Origin of the sequence: Vibrio sp. E14, from assembly GCF_020515785.1 — a bacterium.
In the GTDB taxonomy this organism is placed as follows: domain Bacteria; phylum Pseudomonadota; class Gammaproteobacteria; order Enterobacterales; family Vibrionaceae; genus Vibrio; species Vibrio diabolicus.
Map to the genome: position 1 here is coordinate 23,243 of NZ_JAHPJI010000012.1, position 21,949 is coordinate 45,191.

Here is a 21,949-nt window from a genome sequence, read left to right on the forward strand (position 1 = left end):
GCTTACAACACTTGTTGCGATGACACTTTGCTGTCTATACCGCTTGCGCCGTAAGCTGTTTCAGTAAACGGTCCATCGCTCGATACCCAAGTGCCTCGGCCAAGTGCGTTCGTTCAATTTGCTCCGCCCCATCCAGATCGGCGATTGTTCGCGCCACTTTGATAATACGATGATACGCACGAATCGAGAGTCCTAAACGATGCAAAGCGGTTTCAAGAAACTCAGCATCACTCTTGTGCAAGGGACAAAACGCCTCAATTTCTCGACTACCTAGCAGTGCATTGACCTTACCACTGCGGTTCAACATATTGGTACGCGCATGATTCACACGTTCTTTAACGATAGCGGTCGGCTCACCGCGATCACCACCTTCTGCTAATGTCCCTTTGGGCAAAGCTGGGATTTCTAAAGACATATCAAAGCGATCTAACAGTGGTCCAGATAATCGACCAAGGTAGCGCAAAATGGCTTGTGGATTGGTGCGCGCTTGATTGCCTTCATAATATCCTGTCGGACTTGGGTTCAATGCTCCAACTAATTGGAAGCGAGCCGGAAAGCGTGTTTTACCTTGCGCTCGAGAGATAATGATCTCACCAGATTCGAGCGGTTCGCGTAACGAGTCCAGCACCTTTCGGTCAAATTCGGGCATTTCGTCGAGAAACAACAAGCCGTTGTGGGCTAAAGAGATCTCCCCGGGTCTGGGTACCGAGCCACCGCCAACTAATGCAGCCATTGAACTTGAATGATGCGGAGAACGAAACGGACGCGACTTCCAGTTATGCTCATTAATTTCACTCTGAGTCAACGATGCCACCGAAGCGGTTTCCATTGCTTCTTCGTCACTCATTTCCGGTAATAAGTCACACAAACGCGAAGCCAACATCGTTTTTCCAGTACCTGGCGGGCCAAGGAAAAGTAAGTTGTGGTTTCCAGCGGCAGCAATCTCCAGTGCGCGCTTACCTTGTTGTTGGCCAATAATATCTTGTAAGTCTCGACCATGTTTTTCGACTATTTTGCGCTTAGGCGTTTGAAAAAGATTCAGCCGATGTTGGCCACAAAGCTCGGCACATACTTCCAGTAATGATTGGGCCGATTTATGTTGTTCCTTCCCCACCAGCGCCGCCTGATCGCCATTCACATGTGGGACCACTAAATGACGTTGAATCTTACTGGCTTCCAGCGCAGCAGGCAGCACACCTTTTACAGGTCTCAGACCACCAGATAGCGCTAACTCGCCAACAAATTCGTAGTTTTTAAGCTTATCTGTCGCGATTTGCTCCGAAGCGGCCAAAATTCCCAATGCAATAGGAAGATCAAAACGCCCTCCCTCTTTGGGCAAATCTGCTGGAGCTAAATTAACGGTGATCCGCTTAGCTGGAAACTGAAAATTAGAATTAATGATCGCGCTACGAACGCGATCTTTGGACTCTTTTACCGTTGTCTCTGGCAAGCCTACTAAGGTAAACCCTGGCATGCCGTTGCTGATATGAACTTCTACACTAACCGATGGCGCTTGCACCCCGACGCTTGCTCGACTATGAATGATTGCCAGCCCCATACGTTCCTCAATTTTTTGAACACTCTGTAAACAAATGTTTTATCTAGTTGGTTATGTTATATACCGCGTCCCAATTGAGAGTTAATGTGAAAAAAGAATGACTTTTTGCTTGTCATGCAGCGGAATTGTGTGATACCACTAATGACGCAAACAATTTCGTAGAACATTACACAACATTTTTTAACGAAAAAAGAACGACAGACAGATGAACCTTTTCGCTCATATCAACGCACTGCTAGCCCTGATTATCGTGGTCATTATTGGCACCGCGCGGGGTATTGTGGGCGAAAGGTAACCACAAATTACAAAAAACCCCCGCACTGAAAAGTCCGGGGGTTTTTTTACAACTACAAGTTGTCATCTGTCTAACCCTCGGACAGTTTAACGGGAAGAATGGGAGTGCACATGAAGTGCAATAAATATGGCAATAGCTACGAGCCACAACGTAGCAAAGGAGGTTTACGATGACTGGTGCACAACTTGTCGTAGCTGCTTTAAGACAGCAAGGCATCGAAACCGTTTTTGGCTACCCCGGCGGGGCCATCATGCCAATCTACGATGCTTTGTATGACGGAGGGGTGGAGCACATCCTATGCCGTCATGAGCAAGGGGCCGCCATGGCCGCAATTGGTATGGCTCGTTCCACACAAGACGTTGCCGTATGCATGGCAACTTCCGGCCCAGGGGCCACTAACCTTGTTACCGGCCTTGCCGACGCTTTCCTTGACTCCGTACCTCTAGTTGCCATCACAGGCCAGGTTGCTAGCTCTCATATCGGTACCGATGCATTCCAAGAAATGGATGTGATCGGAATGTCCCTAGCCTGTACTAAGCACAGCTATCTCGTGACCGAAATTGAAGACCTAGCGCCAACGCTAGCCGAAGCGTTTGAAGTGGCCAAAACGGGTCGTCCGGGTCCAGTCATTGTCGATATCGCCAAAGACGTTCAACTGGCTCAAACCCCAACAGATCTACTGCCTCCATACGTAGCGCCTGCAATCGAAGATGTCAGCGCTGAAGACATTAAGCGCGCACAAGATGTACTGGCAGCCTCAACTCGCCCAGTGTTGTATGTTGGTGGTGGCGTGCAACTCGCTAAAGCAACCGATGCAGTACGCGAATTCCTTCGCTTAAACCCAATGCCAGCAGTTAGCACACTAAAAGGCCTCGGTACCATTGAACGCCATGACCCTCACTATCTTGGTATGTTGGGCATGCACGGCACCAAAGCCGCTAACCTAGTGGTTCAAGAAGCCGATCTATTGATCGTGGTTGGCGCACGCTTTGATGACCGTGTGACGGGTAAGCTCGACACGTTTGCACCAAATGCGAAAGTGATTCACATCGACATTGATGCTGCGGAGATTCATAAACTGCGCCACGCCAACGCACCATTACGTGGCGACATCAACACCATTCTTCCTCAGCTAGAGCTGACTCAAGATATCTCACCGTGGGTTCATCACAGTGAAAGTCTGCGCAGCGGCTTTAAGTGGCGTTACGACCACCCGGGCGAGTTAATCTACGCACCGCTATTGCTTAAACAACTGTCAGACATGATGCCAGACAGCTCAATTGTCTCGACTGATGTCGGTCAGCACCAGATGTGGGCAGCGCAACATATCCAGCCACGCGAACCACAAAATTTCATCACTTCTGCTGGCCTTGGCACCATGGGCTTTGGCTTGCCAGCAGCGATGGGTGCAGCAGTCGCACGTCCTGATGATCAGTCTATCCTTATTACAGGTGACGGTTCATTTATGATGAACGTGCAGGAATTGGGCACGCTGAAGCGTCGTCAGATTCCAGTGAAGATTGTCCTTCTTAATAACCAACGTCTTGGCATGGTTCGCCAATGGCAATCGCTGTTTTTCGACGGTCGCCACAGTGAAACCATTCTTGATGACAACCCAGATTTCGTGATGCTAGCAAAAGCGTTCGATATCCCGGGCAAAACCATCACCAAGAAAGAAGAAGTCGAACCGGCTCTCAAAGAGATGCTAGCGAGTGAAACTTCTTACATGCTTCACGTTTTGATTGATGAAGAAGAAAACGTGTGGCCATTGGTGCCACCAGGCGCATCAAACAGTGATATGTTGGAAAATACATAGGAGACAATCGCATGGACAGATATTTACTCGACATCAAAGCCGATGACAAACCGGTACTGTTGGAGCGCGTTCTACGTGTGATTCGTCACCGAGGCTTCGTGATCAAACAAGTCGCTGCTACGCAAAACCATGAAAGTAAAGTAGCCAGCGTCGAGATCATCGTCGACAGCGATCGACCAATCTCGTTTTTGATCAATCAAATAGAGAAGTTGTGGGACGTTCGTAAGGTTGAGGTGCTAAAAATCCGCAACGATGAACTGCCAAATCACAACTTACAACAACACGTAAGTGCATAAGGAAGGCAACAAATGGCAACGAAAACTGCAGATTTCATTTGGTTTAATGGTGAGATGGTTCCATGGGCAGAGGCGAACGTTCACGTTCTGACTCACGCAATGCACTATGGTACATCCGTGTTTGAAGGCGTGCGCTGTTACAACACACCAAAAGGCCCAATTGTCTTCCGTCACCGTGAGCATGCACAACGTTTAAAAGATTCCGCCAAGATTTACCGTTTCCCGATCCCTTTTTCTGTAGAAGAAATCATGGAAGCTACCCGCGAAACACTGCGCCAAAACAAACTCGATAGCGCTTACATTCGTCCATTAGGTTTTGTCGGTAATGTTGGTTTGGGCGTGTGCCCACCAGTTGGCACTGAAATGGATCTAATCATTGCGGCATTCCCTTGGGGCTCTTACTTAGGCGAAGAAGCGCTAGAGAAAGGCGTGGATGCGATGATTTCAAGCTGGAACCGCGCGGCACCAAACACCATCCCGACAGCAGCTAAGGCCGGCGGTAACTACCTATCTTCACTACTGGTTGGTGGTGAAGCCCGTCGTCACGGATACGACGAAGGTATCGCACTGAGCGTTGATGGTTACCTATCAGAAGGGGCTGGCGAAAACATCTTCGTTATCAAAGATGGCGTGATCACTACACCACCAGCAACCAGCGCGATTCTGCCGGGCATCACGCGTGATTCGATCATGACGATTGCACGCGATAAAGGTTATGAAGTGCGTGAAGCCAATATTGCACGTGAAGCGCTTTACCTTGCCGATGAAGTCTTCATGACAGGTACTGCAGCTGAAATTGTGCCAGTGGCAACCATCGACAAAATAGAAGTGGGCACAGGTAAACGCGGCCCAATCACTAAAGAACTACAAGCAGCCTACTTTGGCCTATTTGACGGCACCACGGAAGATAAGTGGGGCTGGTTAGACTATGTGTACCCAGAACAGAAGTAAGAAGGATTTAAGAAATGCCAAAATATAGATCAGCTACCACCACACATGGTCGTAACATGGCGGGTGCACGCGCGCTGTGGCGTGCAACGGGTGTGAAAGAAGAAGACTTCGGTAAACCAATCATCGCCGTGGTGAACTCGTTTACTCAATTTGTTCCGGGTCACGTACATCTTAAAGACATGGGCCAGCTTGTCGCACGTGAAATTGAAAAATCAGGCGGCATCGCGAAAGAATTCAACACCATCGCGGTTGATGATGGTATCGCAATGGGTCACGGCGGCATGCTTTACTCACTGCCTTCACGCGAACTGATCGCAGACTCAGTAGAATACATGGTCAACGCGCATTGTGCTGATGCCATGGTATGTATCTCTAACTGTGACAAAATCACTCCGGGAATGTTGATGGCGTCTATGCGTCTTAACATCCCAGTTATCTTTGTTTCTGGTGGTCCAATGGAAGCGGGTAAAACCAAGCTTTCTGATCAGATCATCAAACTAGACCTTGTTGATGCAATGATCCAAGGCGCGGATCCAAAAGTATCTGATGAGCAAAGCGAGCAGATCGAACGCAGCGCATGTCCAACCTGTGGATCGTGTTCAGGCATGTTCACGGCAAACTCGATGAACTGCCTAACAGAAGCACTGGGTCTTTCTCAGCCGGGCAACGGTTCTATGTTGGCGACTCACGCTGATCGTGAACAGCTATTCCTTAACGCGGGCAGACGCATTGTTGAACTGACTCGTCGTTACTACGAGCAAGATGATGAATCCGCGTTGCCACGCAACATCGCAACTTATGATGCCTTCGAAAATGCAATGGCACTGGATATTGCCATGGGTGGTTCAACCAACACCATTTTGCACCTGTTAGCTGCAGCGCAAGAAGGTGAAGTGGATTTCGATATGGAAGATATCGATCGCCTGTCTCGCCAAGTGCCACACCTATGTAAAGTGGCACCATCCACTCAGAAATATCATATGGAAGACGTACACCGCGCTGGTGGTGTAATGGCGATTCTTGGTGAGTTAGATCGTGCAGGTCTACTGCACAATGATGCTCGCACCGTACTGGGTCTTTCAATGAAAGAGCAGTTGGCAAAATACGACATCATCCAAACGGAAGACGAAGAGGTACTTAAGTTCTACCGCGCAGGCCCTGCGGGTATTCGTACCACCCAAGCGTTCTCGCAAGATTGTCGTTGGGATCGCCTTGATGACGACCGTGCAGAAGGTTGTATTCGCGCGAAAGACAACGCCTTCAGCCAAGAAGGTGGCCTAGCCGTTCTATCAGGCAACATCGCATTAGATGGTTGTATCGTTAAGACAGCTGGTGTTGATGAAAGCATTCATAAGTTCACTGGCCCAGCCGTGGTATTTGAAAGCCAAGAAGACGCCGTAGAAGGCATCTTAGGCGGCAAAGTAAAAGCAGGCGACGTGGTTGTTATCCGTTATGAAGGTCCAAAAGGTGGCCCAGGCATGCAAGAAATGCTTTACCCAACCACTTACCTAAAATCGATGGGACTTGGTAAAGAATGTGCACTGCTGACTGACGGTCGTTTCTCTGGTGGTACATCAGGACTCTCTATCGGCCATGCTTCTCCTGAAGCCGCTAACGGCGGTGCTATTGGACTGGTGAAACCGGGCGATATGATCGCGATTGATATTCCGAACCGTTCAATTTCACTCGAAGTGTCTGAACAGGAACTTGCAGAGCGCCGTGCAAAACAAGACGAACTTGGCTGGAAACCTGTTGATCGTCAAAGAGAAGTTTCCTTTGCACTTAAAGCGTACGCGAGCATGGCCACCAGTGCTGACAAGGGTGCAGTACGAGACAAGTCGAAGCTAGAGGGCTAGCAATGATGGAATCTCAACCCGAAAAGAAAGTAAATCAAACTGGCGCAGACTATCTGCGCCAAATCCTCCGCGCTCCGGTGTATGAAGTCGCAACAGTAACACCACTGCAAGAAATGCCACGATTGTCTGCACGTATTGGTAACAATGTGCAAATCAAGCGCGAAGATCGCCAACCCGTGCACTCATTTAAATTACGCGGTGCGTACAACATGGTGGCAAGCCTAACTGAAGCACAAAAAGCCGCTGGTGTCATCGCAGCATCGGCAGGTAATCACGCTCAAGGCATGGCGCTGTCTGGCACTAAGCTGGGCATCAAAACTACCATCGTGATGCCAAAGACCACGCCGGATATCAAAGTCGACGCCGTACGCAGCTTTGGTGGCAATGTGGTACTACACGGCAGCAACTTTGATGAAGCAAAAGCAGAAGCCGAACGTTTGTCAGAGCAATATGGTTACACTTTTGTCCCTCCTTTCGATCACCCACTGGTGATTGCAGGTCAAGGCACCATCGGTATGGAAATGCTGCAGCAAAATGGTCACCTTGATTACATCTTTGTTCCTGTCGGTGGTGGCGGTTTAGCTGCCGGTGTTGCGGTACTCGTGAAGCAGCTCATGCCAGAAATCAAAGTCATTGCCGTAGAGCCGGAAGACTCATCTTGTCTTAAAGCCGCGCTGGATGCTGGTGAACCAGTGGTACTAGACCAAGTCAGCATGTTTGCCGATGGCGTCGCAGTAAAACGCATTGGTGAAGAGACTTTCCGTCTGTGTCAAAAGTACATTGATGGCCATATTGCGGTCTCTAGTGATGAAATCTGCGCAGCCGTAAAAGACATCTTTGAAGATACCCGTGCGATTGCTGAGCCTTCGGGTGCGCTTGCTCTGGCGGGGCTGAAGAAATTTGCTGAACAGAACAAGCTGAAAGACAAAAACCTAGGCACGGTACTGTCTGGCGCAAACACCAACTTCCACGGGTTACGTTATGTGTCAGAACGTTGCGAGCTAGGTGAAAAACGTGAAGGTTTATTGGCAGTGACGATCCCTGAACGCCAAGGAGCGTTCTTTGAGTTCTGTAACTTGATTGGCGGCCGTGCAGTTACGGAGTTTAACTATCGTTATAACGATGACGAACTCGCTAATATCTTTGTCGGTGTTCGTCTGCAAGGCGGTCAAGAAGAGTTAGAAAACATCATTCACGATCTACGTGAAGGTGGCTATCCGGTGGTTGACCTTTCTGACGATGAAATGGCGAAGCTACACGTTCGCTACATGATCGGCGGGAAGCCATCGAAGCAACTCAAAGAGCGACTCTACAGCTTTGAATTTCCAGAGTACCCAGGTGCCTTGCTGAAATTCTTAAGCACTCTTGGTACCCATTGGAATATTAGCTTGTTCAACTACCGTAACCACGGCGCAGACTACGGACGCGTTTTATGTGGTTTCGAGTTAGATGAAGGAGATTTAGCTCAGTTTTCGGCACATTTGCGCGAACTTGGCTATCAATGCAAAGACGAAACAGACAACCCGTCTTACAAGTTCTTCCTGTCATAAAACGCCACGCTCCAAACATATCAAATAAAACACCTCGCTATTGCGAGGTGTTTTTTTATGACTGTAACCAATCTTGATGTAGTTGATTAGGCGATCCTAGGTAATCCACCATCCATTGGATCAATTTATGATTATCATCTTTGCGCCAGACCAAGCAACAATGACTGAGCGGCTTATCATCTGGCATCACCTTCTCCACCAGCACACCATCATTGATCAGTGGCGTTGCAATATGACGTGGCATATAACCCACGCCAACTCCATTTTTCAAACATTCAATTGCACTGTACCAGTTGGGTAGTAACAATCGGCGTTGTTGCGGATAATGGCCAGTATGGCGCTTTGGCAGCACGTTCGAAGTATCATCAAGGCAGATCGCCGGAAATTGACTCACAAACTCTTCAGTAAGCACTTGTTGGCGAACACAGGGATGAGCGGGAGACATCACAAATGCCCAATCCAATACGCCCATATCTTTGACTTCAAAATCCCCACCAACGGGAACCGCAGACGTGGCTCCAACGACTATATCAGCTCGTCCTTGTGCTATAGCCTCCCAAGAACCATTGAAGACCTCCATATTGATCTGCAATTCAGCAAATTCAAACTCGCGATAAAAATCTTCCACCAAAGGTTTGAGCTTCTCTAACTTCACCACGTTATCTAAGGTCAGCTTTAACGTGCTCTTCCATCCTTGAGCTGCTCGGCGTGTTTGTGCTTTCACCTCTTCCATTTGACGCAGCAAAGAGCGAGCCTCAGCCATAAAAAGTTCACCTGCTGGAGTTAACTCCACTTTCCTCGGTAAGCGTCGAAACAGCACCACATCTAAATCTTGCTCGACCTGCCTTACTCCATAACTGATGGCTGAAGGGACTTTATGCAGCACCTCAGCCGCAGCGGTGAAACTGCCTAAACGAGCAACCGTATCCAGCATTTCCAGAGATGCTTTAGAGAACATGATTTAACCTTTCAAAAAATTTGATTGATAACCAACAATTTTAGCGTTTTATTTTATCAAAATCGAAAAATAGAATAATAAGGTAAATAAATCAGGGTTGGCGCCAACTGATGTTGATTAAAAAATGATTAAATAATTTGACTGGTTGAATCATGAAAATCTCAAAACTACAGCTCATTTATCTGGCAGCATTATCGATGCTTGGCTTCGTTGCTACCGATATGTATCTGCCAGCATTCAAAGCGATGGAAATCGACTTTGCAACAGGCCCAGAGCAAATAGCGCTCTCTTTAACGGTATTCCTAGTTGGTATGGCGGTTGGCCAGCTAATGTGGGGATTGGCATCCGATAAATTTGGCCACCGCAATACACTCGCGGCCGGGTTAGTGCTGTTTACTATCGCGTCATTCGGTTTGGCTTTCTGTGACCAAGTATGGCAACTACTGACACTGCGCTTTATCCAAGCTATCGGTGTATGTGCACCAGCCGTGATCTGGCAAGCCATGGTCATTAAACGCTACTCAAGCAGCAGTCAGCAAATTTTCGCAACGATCATGCCGTTAGTCGCGCTATCACCAGCGCTAGCACCTCAATTAGGGGTAGTATTGGCAGATAACTTCGGCTGGCACAGTATCTTTATTACGCTAACACTAGTTGGTGTCTTCTTGGTCTTTGCGACAATGGCCCAAAAAGACGAGAAAGCAGAAATCAAACAAACCAGTATTTCTGCCGACATCAAAGCGCTGCTGAGTTCTAAAAAATACCTTGGCAACGTATTTATGTTTGCGACGGCTTCGGCTGCATTCTTTGCTTACCTAACTGGTATGCCAGAAATCATGGCGCAACTAGGCTATGAAGCAAAAGATATTGGTTTGAGCTTTATCCCACAAACTATCGCGTTTATGGCTGGTGGTTACTTGGGTAAAGTCGGCGTTCGTAAATTTGGTGATGAAAAAGTTCTACGTCAATTGATTGGACTATTTAGTGTCGCGGCAATAATGATATTCATTGCCTCACAATGGGAACTGTCTTCTATCTGGCCAATTCTAGCGCCTTTCTGTTTAATTGCGGTAGCCAATGGTGCGCTATACCCAATCGTAGTAAACCGCGCGTTGGCAAGTGCTAAGCAAAGCCCTGCAACAGCTGCAGGCCTGCAAAACAGCTTACAAATTACTGTGAGCAGTCTATCAAGCGCATTAGTTGCTGCAATGGCAAGCCAAGCTCAAATGGTAACGGGCGTTGCAATCATCATCTGTATGGGTGGTCTTTGGATGGGTTACATCTTATCTAACCGTGAATTGTCTCAGCACTTCACGACTCCAGACAATGCTCGTGTAGTGAGTGAAGACGAACTTTAATTGTTCAGATAATAAAAAAGAGCCGCGTAATGCGGCTCTTTTTGTTTATAAGCTTTTCAACCCCCACTTCTTGGCAGTCAGCTTGAAAAAGCCTTGGGTCTTTTTCAGCTCAACCCAATGGTTGATGTAATTAATCCATACTTGATCGTTTTGCGGCAACAGCATCGCAATTGGTGTCGGTTTACGCGGAGCGGTCACTGGTACTATCGCCAGTTGTTTAAACTTGTCCACCAACGTCGCTGCTTCCACATTGGACGTCACCGATACATCGGCCCTGCGAGCTAGTAATTCTTGGAAGTCGCGCGCTGGCGCTTCAATCACAATGTGTTGAGCCAGCGGGAAAAACTCTTTCACCATTTTTTCTTGCACCGTTCCTAGTGTCGCCGCGACTTTCACATCAGGCGTATTAAAATCTGCCCAATCAGAGAATTTGGCGAGATCTTTCTTTTGCACAACGGGTACAAAGGCAAGGTAGAAATACGGTTGGCTGTATCCAGCGACTTTCGCGCGCGACATATTCAGGGACGCGCTGCCAGTAATATCGTATTTATTGGCGGTAATGCCATTGACTAGCGTCTTCCAATCCGTGGCTACATACTCTACTTTTACACCGAGATCTTTAGCAAGCTCGGTCGTTACGTCGATATCAAAGCCACGATAACTGTTGGTTGCAGGGTCTTTCATCGTCATCGGATTCCAATCTCCCGTCGTTCCAACACGGAGTACACCATTGTCTAAAATGGATTGAAGACGGCTTTCAGCATGAGCAATTTGAGTTGCAGCAAGTAAACACATTCCTAGCGCTAGTAAAATCTTTTTCATTTTTATTCCCTTAAAAATAATGACCTTATACGGTTTAATGATTAACCTTTATTAAAGCTCTATTGATAACATAGCAGCAACAATGGAAGTTTTTTAGTTAATTCAGGGAGTAAATGTGACCTTTCGAACTCTATGGCTGATTTCGCTGCTGTTGCTCACAGGTTGCTCAGATTATCAATGGGGCTGGTATGTACTCGATCCCTCTACGGAGCAAGGACTCACCAATCTGAAGTTTTTAATCGCCGGATTTAGTGACACCATCCAAGTATCACTCCTCAGTATGTTATTTGCGATGACATTAGGTTTAATCATCGCCCTACCGGCTCTGTCGAACTCTCCCTACTTGAAGTGGATCAACCGCATTTATGTCGAGGTAGTCCGCTCAGTGCCTGTTTTAGTCTTACTACTTTGGGTGTATTACGGCATGCCAACGCTGTTGGATGTCTCACTCAATCACTTTTGGGCGGGTGTTATTGCACTGACCATTGCTGAGAGTGCGTTTATGGCGGAGGTGTTTCGCGGCGGAATCCAAGCCATCAGTCGTGGCCAGCATGAAGCGGCTGAATCTTTGGGCTTAAGCTATTGGCAAAAGATGCGCTTGGTAATTCTTCCCCAAGCGTTTCGACAAATTCTCCCACCATTGGGCAATCAATTTATCTACATCCTCAAGATGAGCTCTTTAGTCAGTGTGATTGGTTTAAGCGATCTGACTCGCCGTGCCAATGAGCTAGTGGTGAATGAGTACTTACCCCTAGAGATTTATACCTTCCTCGTTTTGGAGTACTTGTTGCTCATTCTATTCGTATCCCAAGCCGTTCGTTGGCTCGAAAAACGCATCGCCATTCCCAGTTACTAACGATGAAGCCTTTAGCTAGAAACAACAAAGCCGCTCTTGTTGAGCGGCTTTGACAATATAGCGACAGAGTGCAGGTACTGCTTATTTCTGTTTTACAGGGCGTTGCCAGCCATTAATTTTGCGCTCTTTGACGCGAGTAATCACTAACTCGCCTTCTTCAACATCTTTTGTCAGCGTCGTGCCTGCACCGATGGTTGCGCCATCAGCGATAGTGACAGGCGCCACCAACTGGCTATCAGAACCAACAAATACATCATTACCGATGATGGTTTTAAACTTGTTCGCACCATCGTAGTTACAAGTAATCGTACCGGCACCGATGTTCGTACGTTGACCGATTTCAGCATCACCAAGGTAAGTTAGATGGTTCGCTTTTGAGCCTTCTCCGATACGCGCATCTTTCACTTCTACGAAGTTACCCACATGGGAATCGTTACGCATCTCAGCACCAGGACGAAGGCGAGTAAATGGACCAACGGTACATTCTTCACCAACCGTTGCACCTTCAATCACACTGTAAGGGCGAACGATGGTGTTGTCGTCGATTTCGCAATCTTTCAGTACACAACCCGCACCTATAACCACGTTATCACCGAGTGATACTTTACCTTCAATGATAACATTCACGTCAATTTCACAGTCCATACCGCACTGCAACTCACCACGCAAATCAAAGCGTGCTGGATCGCGTAGCATCACACCTTGCTCTAGTAGCTTCTGAGCTTGCATTGATTGGAAAGCACGCTCTAAACGAGCAAGCTGTGCGCGGTCGTTGACCCCTTCCACCTCAATGGCATTGACTGGGTGTACTGCTTCAACGGCGCGACCTTCATCGTGTGCGGCTGCAATAACGTCAGTTAGGTAGTACTCGCCTTGCGCGTTGTTATTGTTTAAACCAGACAACCAACGCTTGAGATCCCCACCAGTAGCAACCATCACGCCCGTGTTGATCTCTTTAATTTGTTTTTGTTCTTCCGTTGCGTCTTTTTGCTCAACGATCGCAACAACAGGACCATTTTTACGAATAATACGACCATAACCTGTTGGGTTATCAAGCATCACTGTAAGCAGTGCAATACCACCAGTTGGTTGAGCATCCAACAAGTTCTCGATGGTTTCAGCTGAGATTAATGGCACATCACCATAAAGCACGAGGATTTTCTCATCGTCTTCGAAGCGAGGAGATGCTTGGTCAACTGCATGGCCAGTCCCCAACTGATCCGCTTGCAGCACCCAGTTTACTGGCTCTTCAGCAAGAGTGGTTTGCATTTGATCACCACCGTGACCAAATACTAAGTGAATATTTTGTGCACCAAGACCAGTACATGTATCAATCACATGTTTTGCCATTGGCTTCCCTGCCAAAGTGTGTAGCACTTTAGGCATGTTCGAATGCATACGGGTACCTTTACCCGCAGCAAGAATCACAGCACTGAATTTCATTGATAACCTATTGACGTTTTATGTTAATTGGCCGTTATTTTAAACAGCTCTTTTAAAATAGTTAATGGAGTAAGGTAAATTTCCAACTAAAATTAATCAAAAAGGCGACCATTTGGCCGCCTTTTGTCATGCAACGTTGCTAATTGAGCTTAGCGACGCTTTTTTGTCAGCTCGATAACTCGTAGCTGAGCAATGGCTTTAGCCAGTTCACTGGCCGCTTGTGCGAAGTCCATGTCACCATGCTGATTCTGGATTTGCTCCTCAGCTCGGCGCTTGGCTTCTTCTGCCTTCGCTGCGTCTAGCTCTTCACCACGGATAGCGGTATCAGCCAGTACAGTCGCTGTACCAGGCTGAATCTCTACCATACCACCAGAAACATAAATGATTTCTTCGTGGCCGTGCTGTTTCACAATACGCACCATACCAGGCTTGATAGCGGTCAGCAGCGGTGTGTGACCATGGAAAATACCAAGTTCACCTTCGCTACCGGTCACCTGAAACGTTTCAACACGACCAGAGAAGATTTTCTTCTCAGCGCTTACTACGTCTAGGTGAAAGGTTATTGCTGCCATATCGCCTCCTAGTTAGCCTTATAGCTTCTTCGCATTCTCAATAGCATCGTCGATGCTACCGCAGTACATGAATGCCTGCTCAGGAATGTCGTCGTATTCACCAGCTAGTAGACCTTTAAAGCCACGTAGAGTCTCTTTTAGAGGTACGTAAATACCAGGGTCACCTGTAAATACTTCTGCTACGTGGTAAGGCTGAGTTAGGAAACGCTCAATCTTACGTGCACGAGATACAACTTGCTTATCTTCTTCAGATAGCTCGTCCATACCTAGGATAGCAATGATGTCTTTCAGCTCTTTGTAGCGCTGAAGTGTCTGCTGAACGCCACGAGCAACTTCGTAGTGATCTTGACCAACTACTAGTGGATCAAGCATACGAGATGTTGAATCTAGTGGGTCGATCGCAGGGTATAGACCCATTGCAGCGATGTTACGGTTAAGTACAACCGTTGCATCCAAGTGCGCGAACGTGGTTGCTGGAGACGGGTCAGTCAAGTCATCCGCAGGTACGTATACCGCCTGTACAGACGTGATAGAACCTGATTTCGTTGACGTGATACGCTCCTGAAGTACACCCATCTCTTCTGCAAGAGTTGGCTGGTAACCTACCGCAGAAGGCATACGACCTAGCAGTGCCGATACCTCTGTACCTGCAAGTGTGTAACGGTAGATGTTATCAATGAACAGTAGTACGTCACGACCTTCGTCACGGAAACGTTCTGCCATTGTTAGACCAGTCAGTGCAACACGTAGACGGTTACCTGGTGGCTCGTTCATCTGACCGTAAACCATCGCTACTTTCGATTCTTCAGGCTTCTCAACGTTTACAACGCCCGCTTCCTGCATCTCGTAGTAGAAATCGTTACCTTCACGAGTACGCTCACCAACACCCGCAAATACGGATAGACCTGAGTGCTGTAGTGCGATGTTGTTGATAAGTTCCATCATGTTAACGGTCTTACCAACACCTGCACCACCGAATAGACCTATTTTACCACCCTTAGCGAATGGACAAATTAGGTCGATTACTTTAACGCCCGTTTCTAGAAGTGCGATCTCGTTTGATTGTTCTTCGTAGCTTGGTGCGCTGCGGTGGATAGAGTAAACCTCTTCCGCGCCCACTTCACCACGCTCATCAATCGCGTCACCTAGGACGTTCATGATACGACCTAGAGTTTTAGTACCGACTGGTACTGAAATTGGAGCGCCAGTGTTAACCACTTCAACTCCACGACGTAAACCATCAGAGCTACCCATTACGATACAACGAACTACGCCACCGCCTAGCTGTTGTTGAACTTCAAGAACTAGACGCTCTTTTGAGTCCGTTACGTTTAGAGCGTCATATACACTAGGTACATTGCTCTGTGGGAACTCTACGTCGACTACCGCACCGATGATCTGTACGATCTTACCTGTAGCCATCGTTAATCCTCTAAACTATTTCGTTTTACCTAAGCTTAAACCGCAGCTGCACCACCAACGATTTCCGATAGTTCTTGTGTGATCGCAGCCTGACGGGCTTTGTTGTACACAAGTTCCAAATCGTCAATCAAGTTGGTTGCGTTATCCGTTGCAGCCTTCATCGCAATCATTCGAGCCGCTTGTTCACAAGCAAGGTTCTCAACCACACCTTGGTATACCTGAGACTCTACGTAACGCACTAGTAGCGTATCCAGTAGAGGTTTTGGCTCAGGCTCATAGATGTAGTCCCATGAGTGCTCACGCTGCATCTCTTCGCTGTCCGATTTAGGCAAAGGTAGCAATTGATCGATCGTTGGTTGCTGAACCATAGTATTCACAAACTTGTTGAATACTACGTATAGACGGTCCAGTTCACCTTCATCGTATTTCTTCAGCATTACGCCAACAGAACCGATTAGGTCTTCTAAGCTCGGGTTATCACCCAGGCCAGAAACCTGTGCCGCAACTTTTGCGCCACCATGTTTAAAGAAAGCTGTTGCTTTTGAGCCAACAACGGCAAGCTCAATCTCAGCACCTTTCTCTCTCCATGCTTGCATGTCTGTAACGGCTTTTTTGAACACGTTAATGTTCAAACCACCACACAGACCACGGTCTGTCGAAACGATGATGTAACCAACACGTTTAGCTTCACGCTCTTCTAGGTACGGATGACGGTACTCTAGGTTTGCGTTAGCCACATGACCGATCACTTTACGCATTGTTTCAGCGTATGGACGAGAAGCTTCCATTGCATCTTGAGAACGACGCATTTTTGAAGCTGCTACCATTTCCATCGCTTTCGTAATTTTCTGCGTGCTTTTAACACTACCGATTTTATTACGTATCTCTTTTGCGCCGGCCATCGTTACTCTCCGTTAGTTGGTGGCAGAAACTGCCACCGACCTAATTACCAAGTTTGGGTTGCTTTGAAGTCGTCAGTCAGTTTCTTCAACTGAGCTTCGATTTCATCGTTGTAAGCGCCAGACTTGTCGATCTCAGCTGCTAGTTCAGCGTATTGACCGCGAGCGTACGATAGTAGAGCCGCCTCGAAATCTAGAACTTTGTTAAGTTCTACATCATCAAGGTAACCGCGCTCTGCCGCGAAGATAGTTAGAGCTTGATCAAATACAGACATTGGAGCGTACTGCTTCTGCTTCATTAGTTCTGTTACTTTTTGACCATGGTCTAGCTGTTTCTTCGTTGCTTCATCAAGGTCAGAAGAGAACTGAGCAAATGCAGCTAGTTCGCGGTATGCAGCTAGTGCTGTACGGATACCACCTGATAGTTTCTTGATGATTTTCGTCTGAGCTGAACCACCTACACGAGATACTGAGATACCTGGGTCAACAGCTGGACGAACACCGGCGTTGAATAGCTCAGTTTGTAGGAAGATCTGACCATCGGTAATCGAGATTACGTTAGTCGGTACGAATGCTGAAACGTCACCTGCTTGAGTTTCGATGATAGGAAGAGCAGTCAATGAACCAGTCTTACCTTTCACTTCACCGTTAGTGAAACGCTCTACGTACTCTTCGTTTACACGAGCTGCACGCTCTAGTAGACGCGAGTGTAAGTAGAATACGTCACCTGGGAATGCCTCACGGCCTGGTGGACGTTTAAGTAGTAGAGAGATCTGACGGTAAGCTACCGCTTGCTTAGATAGGTCATCGTAAACAATCAGTGCGTCTTCACCGCGATCGCGGAAGTATTCACCCATCGCACAACCTGCGTATGGCGCTAGGTATTGCAGCGCTGCAGATTCAGAAGCTGATGCAACTACAACGATCGTGTTTTGTAGTGCGCCGTGCTCTTCTAGTTTGCGAACTACGTTAGCGATAGTCGATGCTTTCTGACCAATTGCTACGTAGATAGAGAAAATACCAGAGTCTTTCTGGTTGATGATCGCATCGATCGCCAGTGCTGTTTTACCAATCTGACGGTCACCGATAATAAGCTCACGCTGACCACGACCGATTGGGATCATTGAGTCAACTGACTTATAACCAGTTTGCACAGGTTGGTCTACCGATTTACGGTCGATTACACCTGGTGCGATCACTTCTACAGGCGAAGTCATTTTCGCTTCGATTGGACCTTTACCATCGATAGGCTCACCCAGCGTGTTTACTACGCGGCCTAGTAGTTCTGGACCAACTGGCACTTCAAGAATGCGGCCAGTACCTGTAACTTTCATGCCTTCCTTAAGGTCAGCATATGGGCCCATTACAACCGCACCAACCGAGTCACGCTCAAGGTTAAGTGCCAGTGCATAACGGCCACCCGGTAATTCAATCATTTCACCTTGCATCACGTCCGCTAGGCCGTGGATGCGGATGATACCATCGCTTACCGATACGATAGTACCCTCGTTGCGAGCTTCACTAACAACTTCGAAAGATTCGATACGTTGTTTGATTAGATCGCTAATTTCCGTGGAATTAAGTTGCATGCTCCAATCCCCATTAAGACTGCAATGCATCGCTCAGGCGGTTCAAACGACCACGCGCTGAGTCATCGATGACTAGGTCTCCGGCTCGAATAATAACCCCACCAAGTAGGGTCTCATCTACACTGCAATTCAGCTTCACTTTGCGTTCAAGACGCTTTTCAAGTTTGCTGCCAATGTTTGCAAGTTGCTCATCAGAAAGTTCTGTAGCTGAAATGACTTCAACATCGATTTCTTTCTCATGCTCTTTCTTCAGAGTGTAAAACTCTGTGCAAACATCAGGAAGGGCCGCTAAACGACCATTCTCAGCCATCACCTTCAAAAGGTTTTGACCGTGCGTATCAACTTGTTCGCCGCAAACTGCAACAAAAATCTCTGCCATTTTATCAGCAGAAACCGAACCGGTTAGAAGTTCGTTCATTTGTTCGTTTTTAGCCACTTCAGCAGCAAAAGATAACATTTGGCCCCATTGGTCCAACTGGTCTTTCTCTAAAGCAAAGTCGAAGGCTGCTTTAGCATAGGGGCGTGCGATAGTAGTCAAATCAGACATATGCGCCCCCAGACTTAAAGTTTTGCAGTAATGTTGTCGAGAATATCTTTTTGCGCATCTTTATCGATAGAACGCTCAAGGATTTTCTCAGCACCAGCTACAGCCAGAGTAGCAACTTGTTTGCGCAGGTCATCGCGCGCACGATTGCGTTCAGCTTCAAGTTCTGCTTCTGCTTGCGCTAGGATTTTCTGGCGTTCTGCCTGAGCTTCCTCGCGAGCTTCATCAAGAATTTGAGACTTGCGCTTGTTCGCTTGTTCGATGATCTCAGTTGCTGTGCGCTTCGCTTCTTTCAATTGATCAGAAGCGTTGGCTTGTGCTAGATCCAAGTCTTTCGCAGCACGTTCTGCTGCTTGAAGGCCATCAGCAATTTTCTTCTGACGCTCTTCGATCGCTTTCATCAATGGTGGCCATACATACTTCATGCAGAACCACACAAATAGTGCAAACGAGATTGCTTGACCTAGCAGAGTTGCGTTTATGTTCACAACAGCTACCCCTCTATTTGGACTTAGTGTTAATCAGTGACAAGCGCTAATCGCTCGTCCCGAGTTAAAGGTGATTAACCTAGTTGACCAACGAATGGGTTTGCGAAAGTGAATAGTAGCGCGATTACGATACCGATCATTGGAACCGCATCAAGTAGACCCGCGATGATGAACATCTTAACTTGTAGCATAGGAGCCATTTCTGGTTGACGTGCAGCACCTTCTAGGAATTTACCACCTAGCAGTGCGAAACCAATCGCTGTACCAAGAGAAGCAAGACCGACGATAATACCTACGGCGATTGCAGAAAAGCTCAGTAAAGTTTCCATTACTATCTCCAATTTATAGTTGTTGGCTTAGTGCCCAAATAAAAAGCTTTAAAAAAATTAATGATCAGGATCTTCGTGTGCCATTGACAGGTAAACAATTGTCAACATCATGAATACGAAGGCTTGAATCGTAATAACCAAGATATGGAAGATTGCCCACGGTAGTGAACCCATCCATTGTAAGTACCATGGTAGCATTGCCGCACAAAGAATGAATACAACCTCACCCGCGAACATGTTACCGAATAGACGCATACCAAGTGATAGAGGTTTCGCCAGTAGCGATACCACTTCAATCAGTAGGTTAAACGGAATCATAAGTGGGTGATTGAATGGATGTAGTGCAAGTTCTTTTGCGAATCCACCTAGACCTTTCACTTTGATGCTGTAGTAAATCATCAATGCAAAAACGCCTAGAGCCATAGCCATGGTGATATTCACATCAGCAGACGGTACAACCTTAAGGTAAGGGATACCTAGCCAATGTTCTGCTGGGTACGGTAAGAAGTCGATAGGAACTAAGTCCATCACGTTCATCAAAAATACCCAACAAAAGATAGTCAGTGCTAAAGGCGCGATCAGTGGGTTGCGTCCATGGAACGTGTCTTTGACGTTATCGGCGACAAATTCAACGATCATTTCTACAGCACACTGAAGCTTACCCGGTACACCCGCTGTTGTTCTCTTCGCTACTTTGTAAAAAATTCCGAGGAAGATTAAACCAGTAAACCAAGAAAAAAACAGGCTATCGATATGTACGTTCCAGAAACTTGTCTCCGACCCTACTAAACCCAACTTATACAGCGATAGGTTAGAAAGGTGGTGGGCAATGTAACCGGACGATGTTAGCGCTTCACCTGGCGCAGCCATAACTCATCCTATTTTTTGTTGTTAATGAATAGCACTGGTGCACAGATATTAATACCTAGTACCAGCAAATAGGTTAGTTTGAGGGGAACAAGTTCCACCTGCATATACATGTAGGCAACATAGAACAGTGCAACCGTGATGAGAATTTTCAGTACTTCACCCGTATAGAAGGAAGCCGCGATGCGCTTGGCAGCGCGAGCCCCACTAAACATGAAAGCACACAGCGCGAATACTGCATTGGCAACAACAAAAATGCCTCCGCCAATCAGCGCTGAAAATCCCCAGTCAGGATTTATGGCTACCGCCATTCCTGCTGCCACAAAAATAACCGCGCCAGACTGGATCATTAACAATTGCCTTGCGAGCTCTCGTCCTGGTCTAGCTAACGCAGCTACCATGTATTCGTACCTCTAGTAATATCCACTTCGCACTAAACTCTCTGTGCTGGGAAATTGGCGAAAATTATACGTTCAGTTCAACGTAAAGCAATTCGATTGCATCAAAAACTTACAGTTTTGTTTACAAAACGACAACTTTCGCACAAAATTCGATTAATTAGATTAATTGACCTAAATCAATTATCTCATCTAGGCCTCAAGCTTGGCAATTAGTTGGTCCAATTTGTGAGGCTCATCAAGACTTATCGTCAATTTCGCTTTTCCGTTTGCAGAACGGGTCAGAGAAACTTTTGCATCAAGCAGCTGACTCAATTTATGCGACATTTGCTCAGCTTCGGTATCTTCTTGTTGCCCTTTTTGCTCATTTTGTGGGGCTAAGCACTTTTTTACTAACTGTTCGGTTTGACGAACAGTCATTTGCTTTTTCGCGACTTGTTGAGCAACCTCAACCTGCTGCTCACCCTGCAAGGCCAATAACGCTCGCGCATGACCCATTTCTAGCAATTTATCCGCAACCAAGCTTTTCACATTGGACTCAAGCTGATTTAAACGTAACAAGTTACTGACCGTCGTTCTCGACTTACCAATCACTTCTGCGACTTGTTGATGCGTAAGCGTAAATTCGTCTTGTAAGCGCTCAAGCGCTTGCGCTTCTTCAATCACATTCAAGTCTTCACGTTGAATGTTCTCAATCAACGCCATGGCAATCGCCGCGCGATCTTCGACCTTCTTCACCAAACACGGCACACGTTTTAAACCAGCCTGCCTTGCCGCACGCCAGCGGCGCTCACCAGCGATGATCTCAAACTGGCCGCTTTCAACCTGACGAACCACGATTGGCTGAATAATGCCTTGTGACTGAATCGAAGCCGCTAATTCTTCTAGCGCTTCAGGCGCCATATCTTTACGCGGTTGGTATACGCCCGGTTGCAATTGACCAATCGCTAAGTCGGTTAACTCACCGTCTGCCGATAATTCTTGGCTATGCGATGCAATATGCTGTTTTTCACGAGCAAACGAACTGGTCGACAATAACGCATCCAGTCCTTTTCCGAGACCACGCTTAGACATGGGATTGA

Annotated in this window: 21 protein-coding genes; 7 read left to right on the forward strand and 14 right to left on the reverse strand. The window is 47.1% G+C overall.

The features are described from left to right. Nucleotides 1-34 precede the first annotated feature (34 nt). Nucleotides 35-1,558 carry a YifB family Mg chelatase-like AAA ATPase gene (locus LIX84_RS21165; protein ID WP_226422126.1) on the reverse strand — a complete coding sequence of 508 codons (1,524 nt, stop codon included), beginning with the start codon at nt 1,556-1,558 and terminating at the stop codon, nt 35-37. 464 nt (nt 1,559-2,022) lie between these two features. Here LIX84_RS21165 and ilvG point away from each other — a divergent pair, with 464 nt between their 5' ends. From ilvG to ilvA, 5 genes are read left to right on the forward strand one after another with little or no spacing between them, the layout of a single operon-like run. Next, on the forward strand, nt 2,023-3,669 hold the full coding sequence (ilvG, locus tag LIX84_RS21170) for an acetolactate synthase 2 catalytic subunit (RefSeq protein WP_005394061.1): 1,647 nt from the start codon (nt 2,023-2,025) through the stop codon (nt 3,667-3,669). A gap of 11 nt (nt 3,670-3,680) precedes the next feature. Continuing rightward, the gene (ilvM, locus tag LIX84_RS21175; RefSeq protein WP_005378958.1) at nt 3,681-3,965 is read left to right on the forward strand and encodes an acetolactate synthase 2 small subunit; all 285 of its coding nucleotides are present in this window, start codon (nt 3,681-3,683) and stop codon (nt 3,963-3,965) included. Between the two features lie 12 nt (nt 3,966-3,977). Next, nucleotides 3,978-4,916, forward strand: a complete 939-nt coding sequence (gene ilvE, locus LIX84_RS21180) for a branched-chain-amino-acid transaminase (protein WP_005378953.1) — start codon at nt 3,978-3,980, stop codon at nt 4,914-4,916. Between the two features lie 14 nt (nt 4,917-4,930). Continuing rightward, complete coding sequence (gene ilvD, locus LIX84_RS21185) at nt 4,931-6,772, forward strand: dihydroxy-acid dehydratase (protein ID WP_182020077.1); 1,842 nt, start codon at nt 4,931-4,933, stop codon at nt 6,770-6,772. 2 nt (nt 6,773-6,774) lie between these two features. Continuing rightward, nucleotides 6,775-8,322, forward strand: coding sequence for a threonine ammonia-lyase, biosynthetic (gene ilvA / locus LIX84_RS21190; protein ID WP_104971093.1), 1,548 nt, complete (start codon nt 6,775-6,777; stop codon nt 8,320-8,322). Between the two features lie 55 nt (nt 8,323-8,377). Here ilvA and punR read toward each other — a convergent pair whose 3' ends face one another. Continuing rightward, a complete protein-coding gene (gene punR / locus LIX84_RS21195; RefSeq protein WP_005394068.1) occupies nt 8,378-9,280 on the reverse strand; it encodes a DNA-binding transcriptional activator PunR in 903 nt (300 codons plus the stop codon). A 152-nt stretch (nt 9,281-9,432) separates the two neighbouring features. Between punR and punC the strand changes: the two genes are divergently transcribed. Next, nucleotides 9,433-10,638: a purine nucleoside transporter PunC gene (gene punC, locus LIX84_RS21200; RefSeq protein WP_104974661.1), complete on the forward strand. Its 1,206-nt coding sequence runs from the start codon at nt 9,433-9,435 to the stop codon at nt 10,636-10,638. 45 nt (nt 10,639-10,683) lie between these two features. On the opposite strand, the gene LIX84_RS21205 is transcribed toward punC, so the two are convergent. Beyond that, nucleotides 10,684-11,460 carry a transporter substrate-binding domain-containing protein gene (locus LIX84_RS21205; protein ID WP_226422127.1) on the reverse strand — a complete coding sequence of 259 codons (777 nt, stop codon included), beginning with the start codon at nt 11,458-11,460 and terminating at the stop codon, nt 10,684-10,686. 115 nt (nt 11,461-11,575) lie between these two features. On the opposite strand from LIX84_RS21205, the gene LIX84_RS21210 reads away from it, so the two are divergent. Beyond that, the gene (locus tag LIX84_RS21210) at nt 11,576-12,316 is read left to right on the forward strand and encodes an amino acid ABC transporter permease (RefSeq protein ID WP_226422128.1); all 741 of its coding nucleotides are present in this window, start codon (nt 11,576-11,578) and stop codon (nt 12,314-12,316) included. 81 nt (nt 12,317-12,397) lie between these two features. Here the strand turns inward: LIX84_RS21210 and glmU are convergent, their stop codons facing one another. The 11 genes from glmU to LIX84_RS21265 all read right to left on the reverse strand — a co-directional run bounded on the left by glmU (nt 12,398) and on the right by LIX84_RS21265 (nt 21,941). Then, on the reverse strand, nt 12,398-13,759 hold the full coding sequence (glmU, locus tag LIX84_RS21215; RefSeq protein ID WP_226422129.1) for a bifunctional UDP-N-acetylglucosamine diphosphorylase/glucosamine-1-phosphate N-acetyltransferase GlmU: 1,362 nt from the start codon (nt 13,757-13,759) through the stop codon (nt 12,398-12,400). Between the two features lie 149 nt (nt 13,760-13,908). Continuing rightward, nucleotides 13,909-14,331: a F0F1 ATP synthase subunit epsilon gene (locus tag LIX84_RS21220; RefSeq protein WP_005378937.1), complete on the reverse strand. Its 423-nt coding sequence runs from the start codon at nt 14,329-14,331 to the stop codon at nt 13,909-13,911. A gap of 18 nt (nt 14,332-14,349) precedes the next feature. After that, nucleotides 14,350-15,753, reverse strand: coding sequence for a F0F1 ATP synthase subunit beta (gene atpD / locus LIX84_RS21225; RefSeq protein ID WP_005383849.1), 1,404 nt, complete (start codon nt 15,751-15,753; stop codon nt 14,350-14,352). Nucleotides 15,754-15,788: 35 nt separating this feature from the next. Next, nucleotides 15,789-16,655, reverse strand: a complete 867-nt coding sequence (gene atpG / locus LIX84_RS21230) for a F0F1 ATP synthase subunit gamma (protein ID WP_005394082.1) — start codon at nt 16,653-16,655, stop codon at nt 15,789-15,791. A 44-nt stretch (nt 16,656-16,699) separates the two neighbouring features. After that, nucleotides 16,700-18,241 carry a F0F1 ATP synthase subunit alpha gene (atpA, locus tag LIX84_RS21235; protein WP_005394084.1) on the reverse strand — a complete coding sequence of 514 codons (1,542 nt, stop codon included), beginning with the start codon at nt 18,239-18,241 and terminating at the stop codon, nt 16,700-16,702. A gap of 13 nt (nt 18,242-18,254) precedes the next feature. Beyond that, a complete protein-coding gene (atpH, locus tag LIX84_RS21240) occupies nt 18,255-18,788 on the reverse strand; it encodes a F0F1 ATP synthase subunit delta (RefSeq protein WP_005394085.1) in 534 nt (177 codons plus the stop codon). Between the two features lie 14 nt (nt 18,789-18,802). Continuing rightward, the gene (gene atpF / locus LIX84_RS21245) at nt 18,803-19,273 is read right to left on the reverse strand and encodes a F0F1 ATP synthase subunit B (protein ID WP_031780375.1); all 471 of its coding nucleotides are present in this window, start codon (nt 19,271-19,273) and stop codon (nt 18,803-18,805) included. A gap of 74 nt (nt 19,274-19,347) precedes the next feature. Continuing rightward, nucleotides 19,348-19,602, reverse strand: coding sequence for a F0F1 ATP synthase subunit C (atpE, locus tag LIX84_RS21250; protein WP_002540812.1), 255 nt, complete (start codon nt 19,600-19,602; stop codon nt 19,348-19,350). 57 nt (nt 19,603-19,659) lie between these two features. Beyond that, nucleotides 19,660-20,472, reverse strand: coding sequence for a F0F1 ATP synthase subunit A (atpB, locus tag LIX84_RS21255; RefSeq protein ID WP_005378922.1), 813 nt, complete (start codon nt 20,470-20,472; stop codon nt 19,660-19,662). 8 nt (nt 20,473-20,480) lie between these two features. Further along, nucleotides 20,481-20,870: a F0F1 ATP synthase subunit I gene (locus LIX84_RS21260; RefSeq protein ID WP_005378921.1), complete on the reverse strand. Its 390-nt coding sequence runs from the start codon at nt 20,868-20,870 to the stop codon at nt 20,481-20,483. A 189-nt stretch (nt 20,871-21,059) separates the two neighbouring features. Further along, nucleotides 21,060-21,941 (reverse strand): ParB/RepB/Spo0J family partition protein, encoded by an 882-nt coding sequence (locus LIX84_RS21265; protein ID WP_085344405.1) that lies wholly within the window; start codon nt 21,939-21,941, stop codon nt 21,060-21,062. Between the last annotated feature and the right edge of the window lie 8 nt (nt 21,942-21,949).

What these genes read in the sequence shown, in the direction of transcription:
- atpH (WP_005394085.1), bottom strand. Translation starts at nt 18,788, where the DNA reads ATGTCTGATTTGACTACTATCGCACGCCCCTATGCTAAAGCAGCCTTC.
- glmU (WP_226422129.1), bottom strand. Translation starts at nt 13,759, where the DNA reads ATGAAATTCAGTGCTGTGATTCTTGCTGCGGGTAAAGGTACCCGTATG.
- LIX84_RS21165 (WP_226422126.1), bottom strand. Translation starts at nt 1,558, where the DNA reads ATGGGGCTGGCAATCATTCATAGTCGAGCAAGCGTCGGGGTGCAAGCG.
- LIX84_RS21205 (WP_226422127.1), bottom strand. Translation starts at nt 11,460, where the DNA reads ATGAAAAAGATTTTACTAGCGCTAGGAATGTGTTTACTTGCTGCAACT.
- ilvA (WP_104971093.1), top strand. Translation starts at nt 6,775, where the DNA reads ATGATGGAATCTCAACCCGAAAAGAAAGTAAATCAAACTGGCGCAGAC.
- atpG (WP_005394082.1), bottom strand. Translation starts at nt 16,655, where the DNA reads ATGGCCGGCGCAAAAGAGATACGTAATAAAATCGGTAGTGTTAAAAGC.
- LIX84_RS21220 (WP_005378937.1), bottom strand. Translation starts at nt 14,331, where the DNA reads ATGGCAGCAATAACCTTTCACCTAGACGTAGTAAGCGCTGAGAAGAAA.
- ilvD (WP_182020077.1), top strand. Translation starts at nt 4,931, where the DNA reads ATGCCAAAATATAGATCAGCTACCACCACACATGGTCGTAACATGGCG.
- punR (WP_005394068.1), bottom strand. Translation starts at nt 9,280, where the DNA reads ATGTTCTCTAAAGCATCTCTGGAAATGCTGGATACGGTTGCTCGTTTA.
- atpE (WP_002540812.1), bottom strand. Translation starts at nt 19,602, where the DNA reads ATGGAAACTTTACTGAGCTTTTCTGCAATCGCCGTAGGTATTATCGTC.
- ilvG (WP_005394061.1), top strand. Translation starts at nt 2,023, where the DNA reads ATGACTGGTGCACAACTTGTCGTAGCTGCTTTAAGACAGCAAGGCATC.
- ilvE (WP_005378953.1), top strand. Translation starts at nt 3,978, where the DNA reads ATGGCAACGAAAACTGCAGATTTCATTTGGTTTAATGGTGAGATGGTT.
- LIX84_RS21265 (WP_085344405.1), bottom strand. Translation starts at nt 21,941, where the DNA reads ATGTCTAAGCGTGGTCTCGGAAAAGGACTGGATGCGTTATTGTCGACC.
- atpA (WP_005394084.1), bottom strand. Translation starts at nt 18,241, where the DNA reads ATGCAACTTAATTCCACGGAAATTAGCGATCTAATCAAACAACGTATC.
- punC (WP_104974661.1), top strand. Translation starts at nt 9,433, where the DNA reads ATGAAAATCTCAAAACTACAGCTCATTTATCTGGCAGCATTATCGATG.
- ilvM (WP_005378958.1), top strand. Translation starts at nt 3,681, where the DNA reads ATGGACAGATATTTACTCGACATCAAAGCCGATGACAAACCGGTACTG.
- LIX84_RS21260 (WP_005378921.1), bottom strand. Translation starts at nt 20,870, where the DNA reads ATGGTAGCTGCGTTAGCTAGACCAGGACGAGAGCTCGCAAGGCAATTG.
- atpB (WP_005378922.1), bottom strand. Translation starts at nt 20,472, where the DNA reads ATGGCTGCGCCAGGTGAAGCGCTAACATCGTCCGGTTACATTGCCCAC.
- atpD (WP_005383849.1), bottom strand. Translation starts at nt 15,753, where the DNA reads ATGGCTACAGGTAAGATCGTACAGATCATCGGTGCGGTAGTCGACGTA.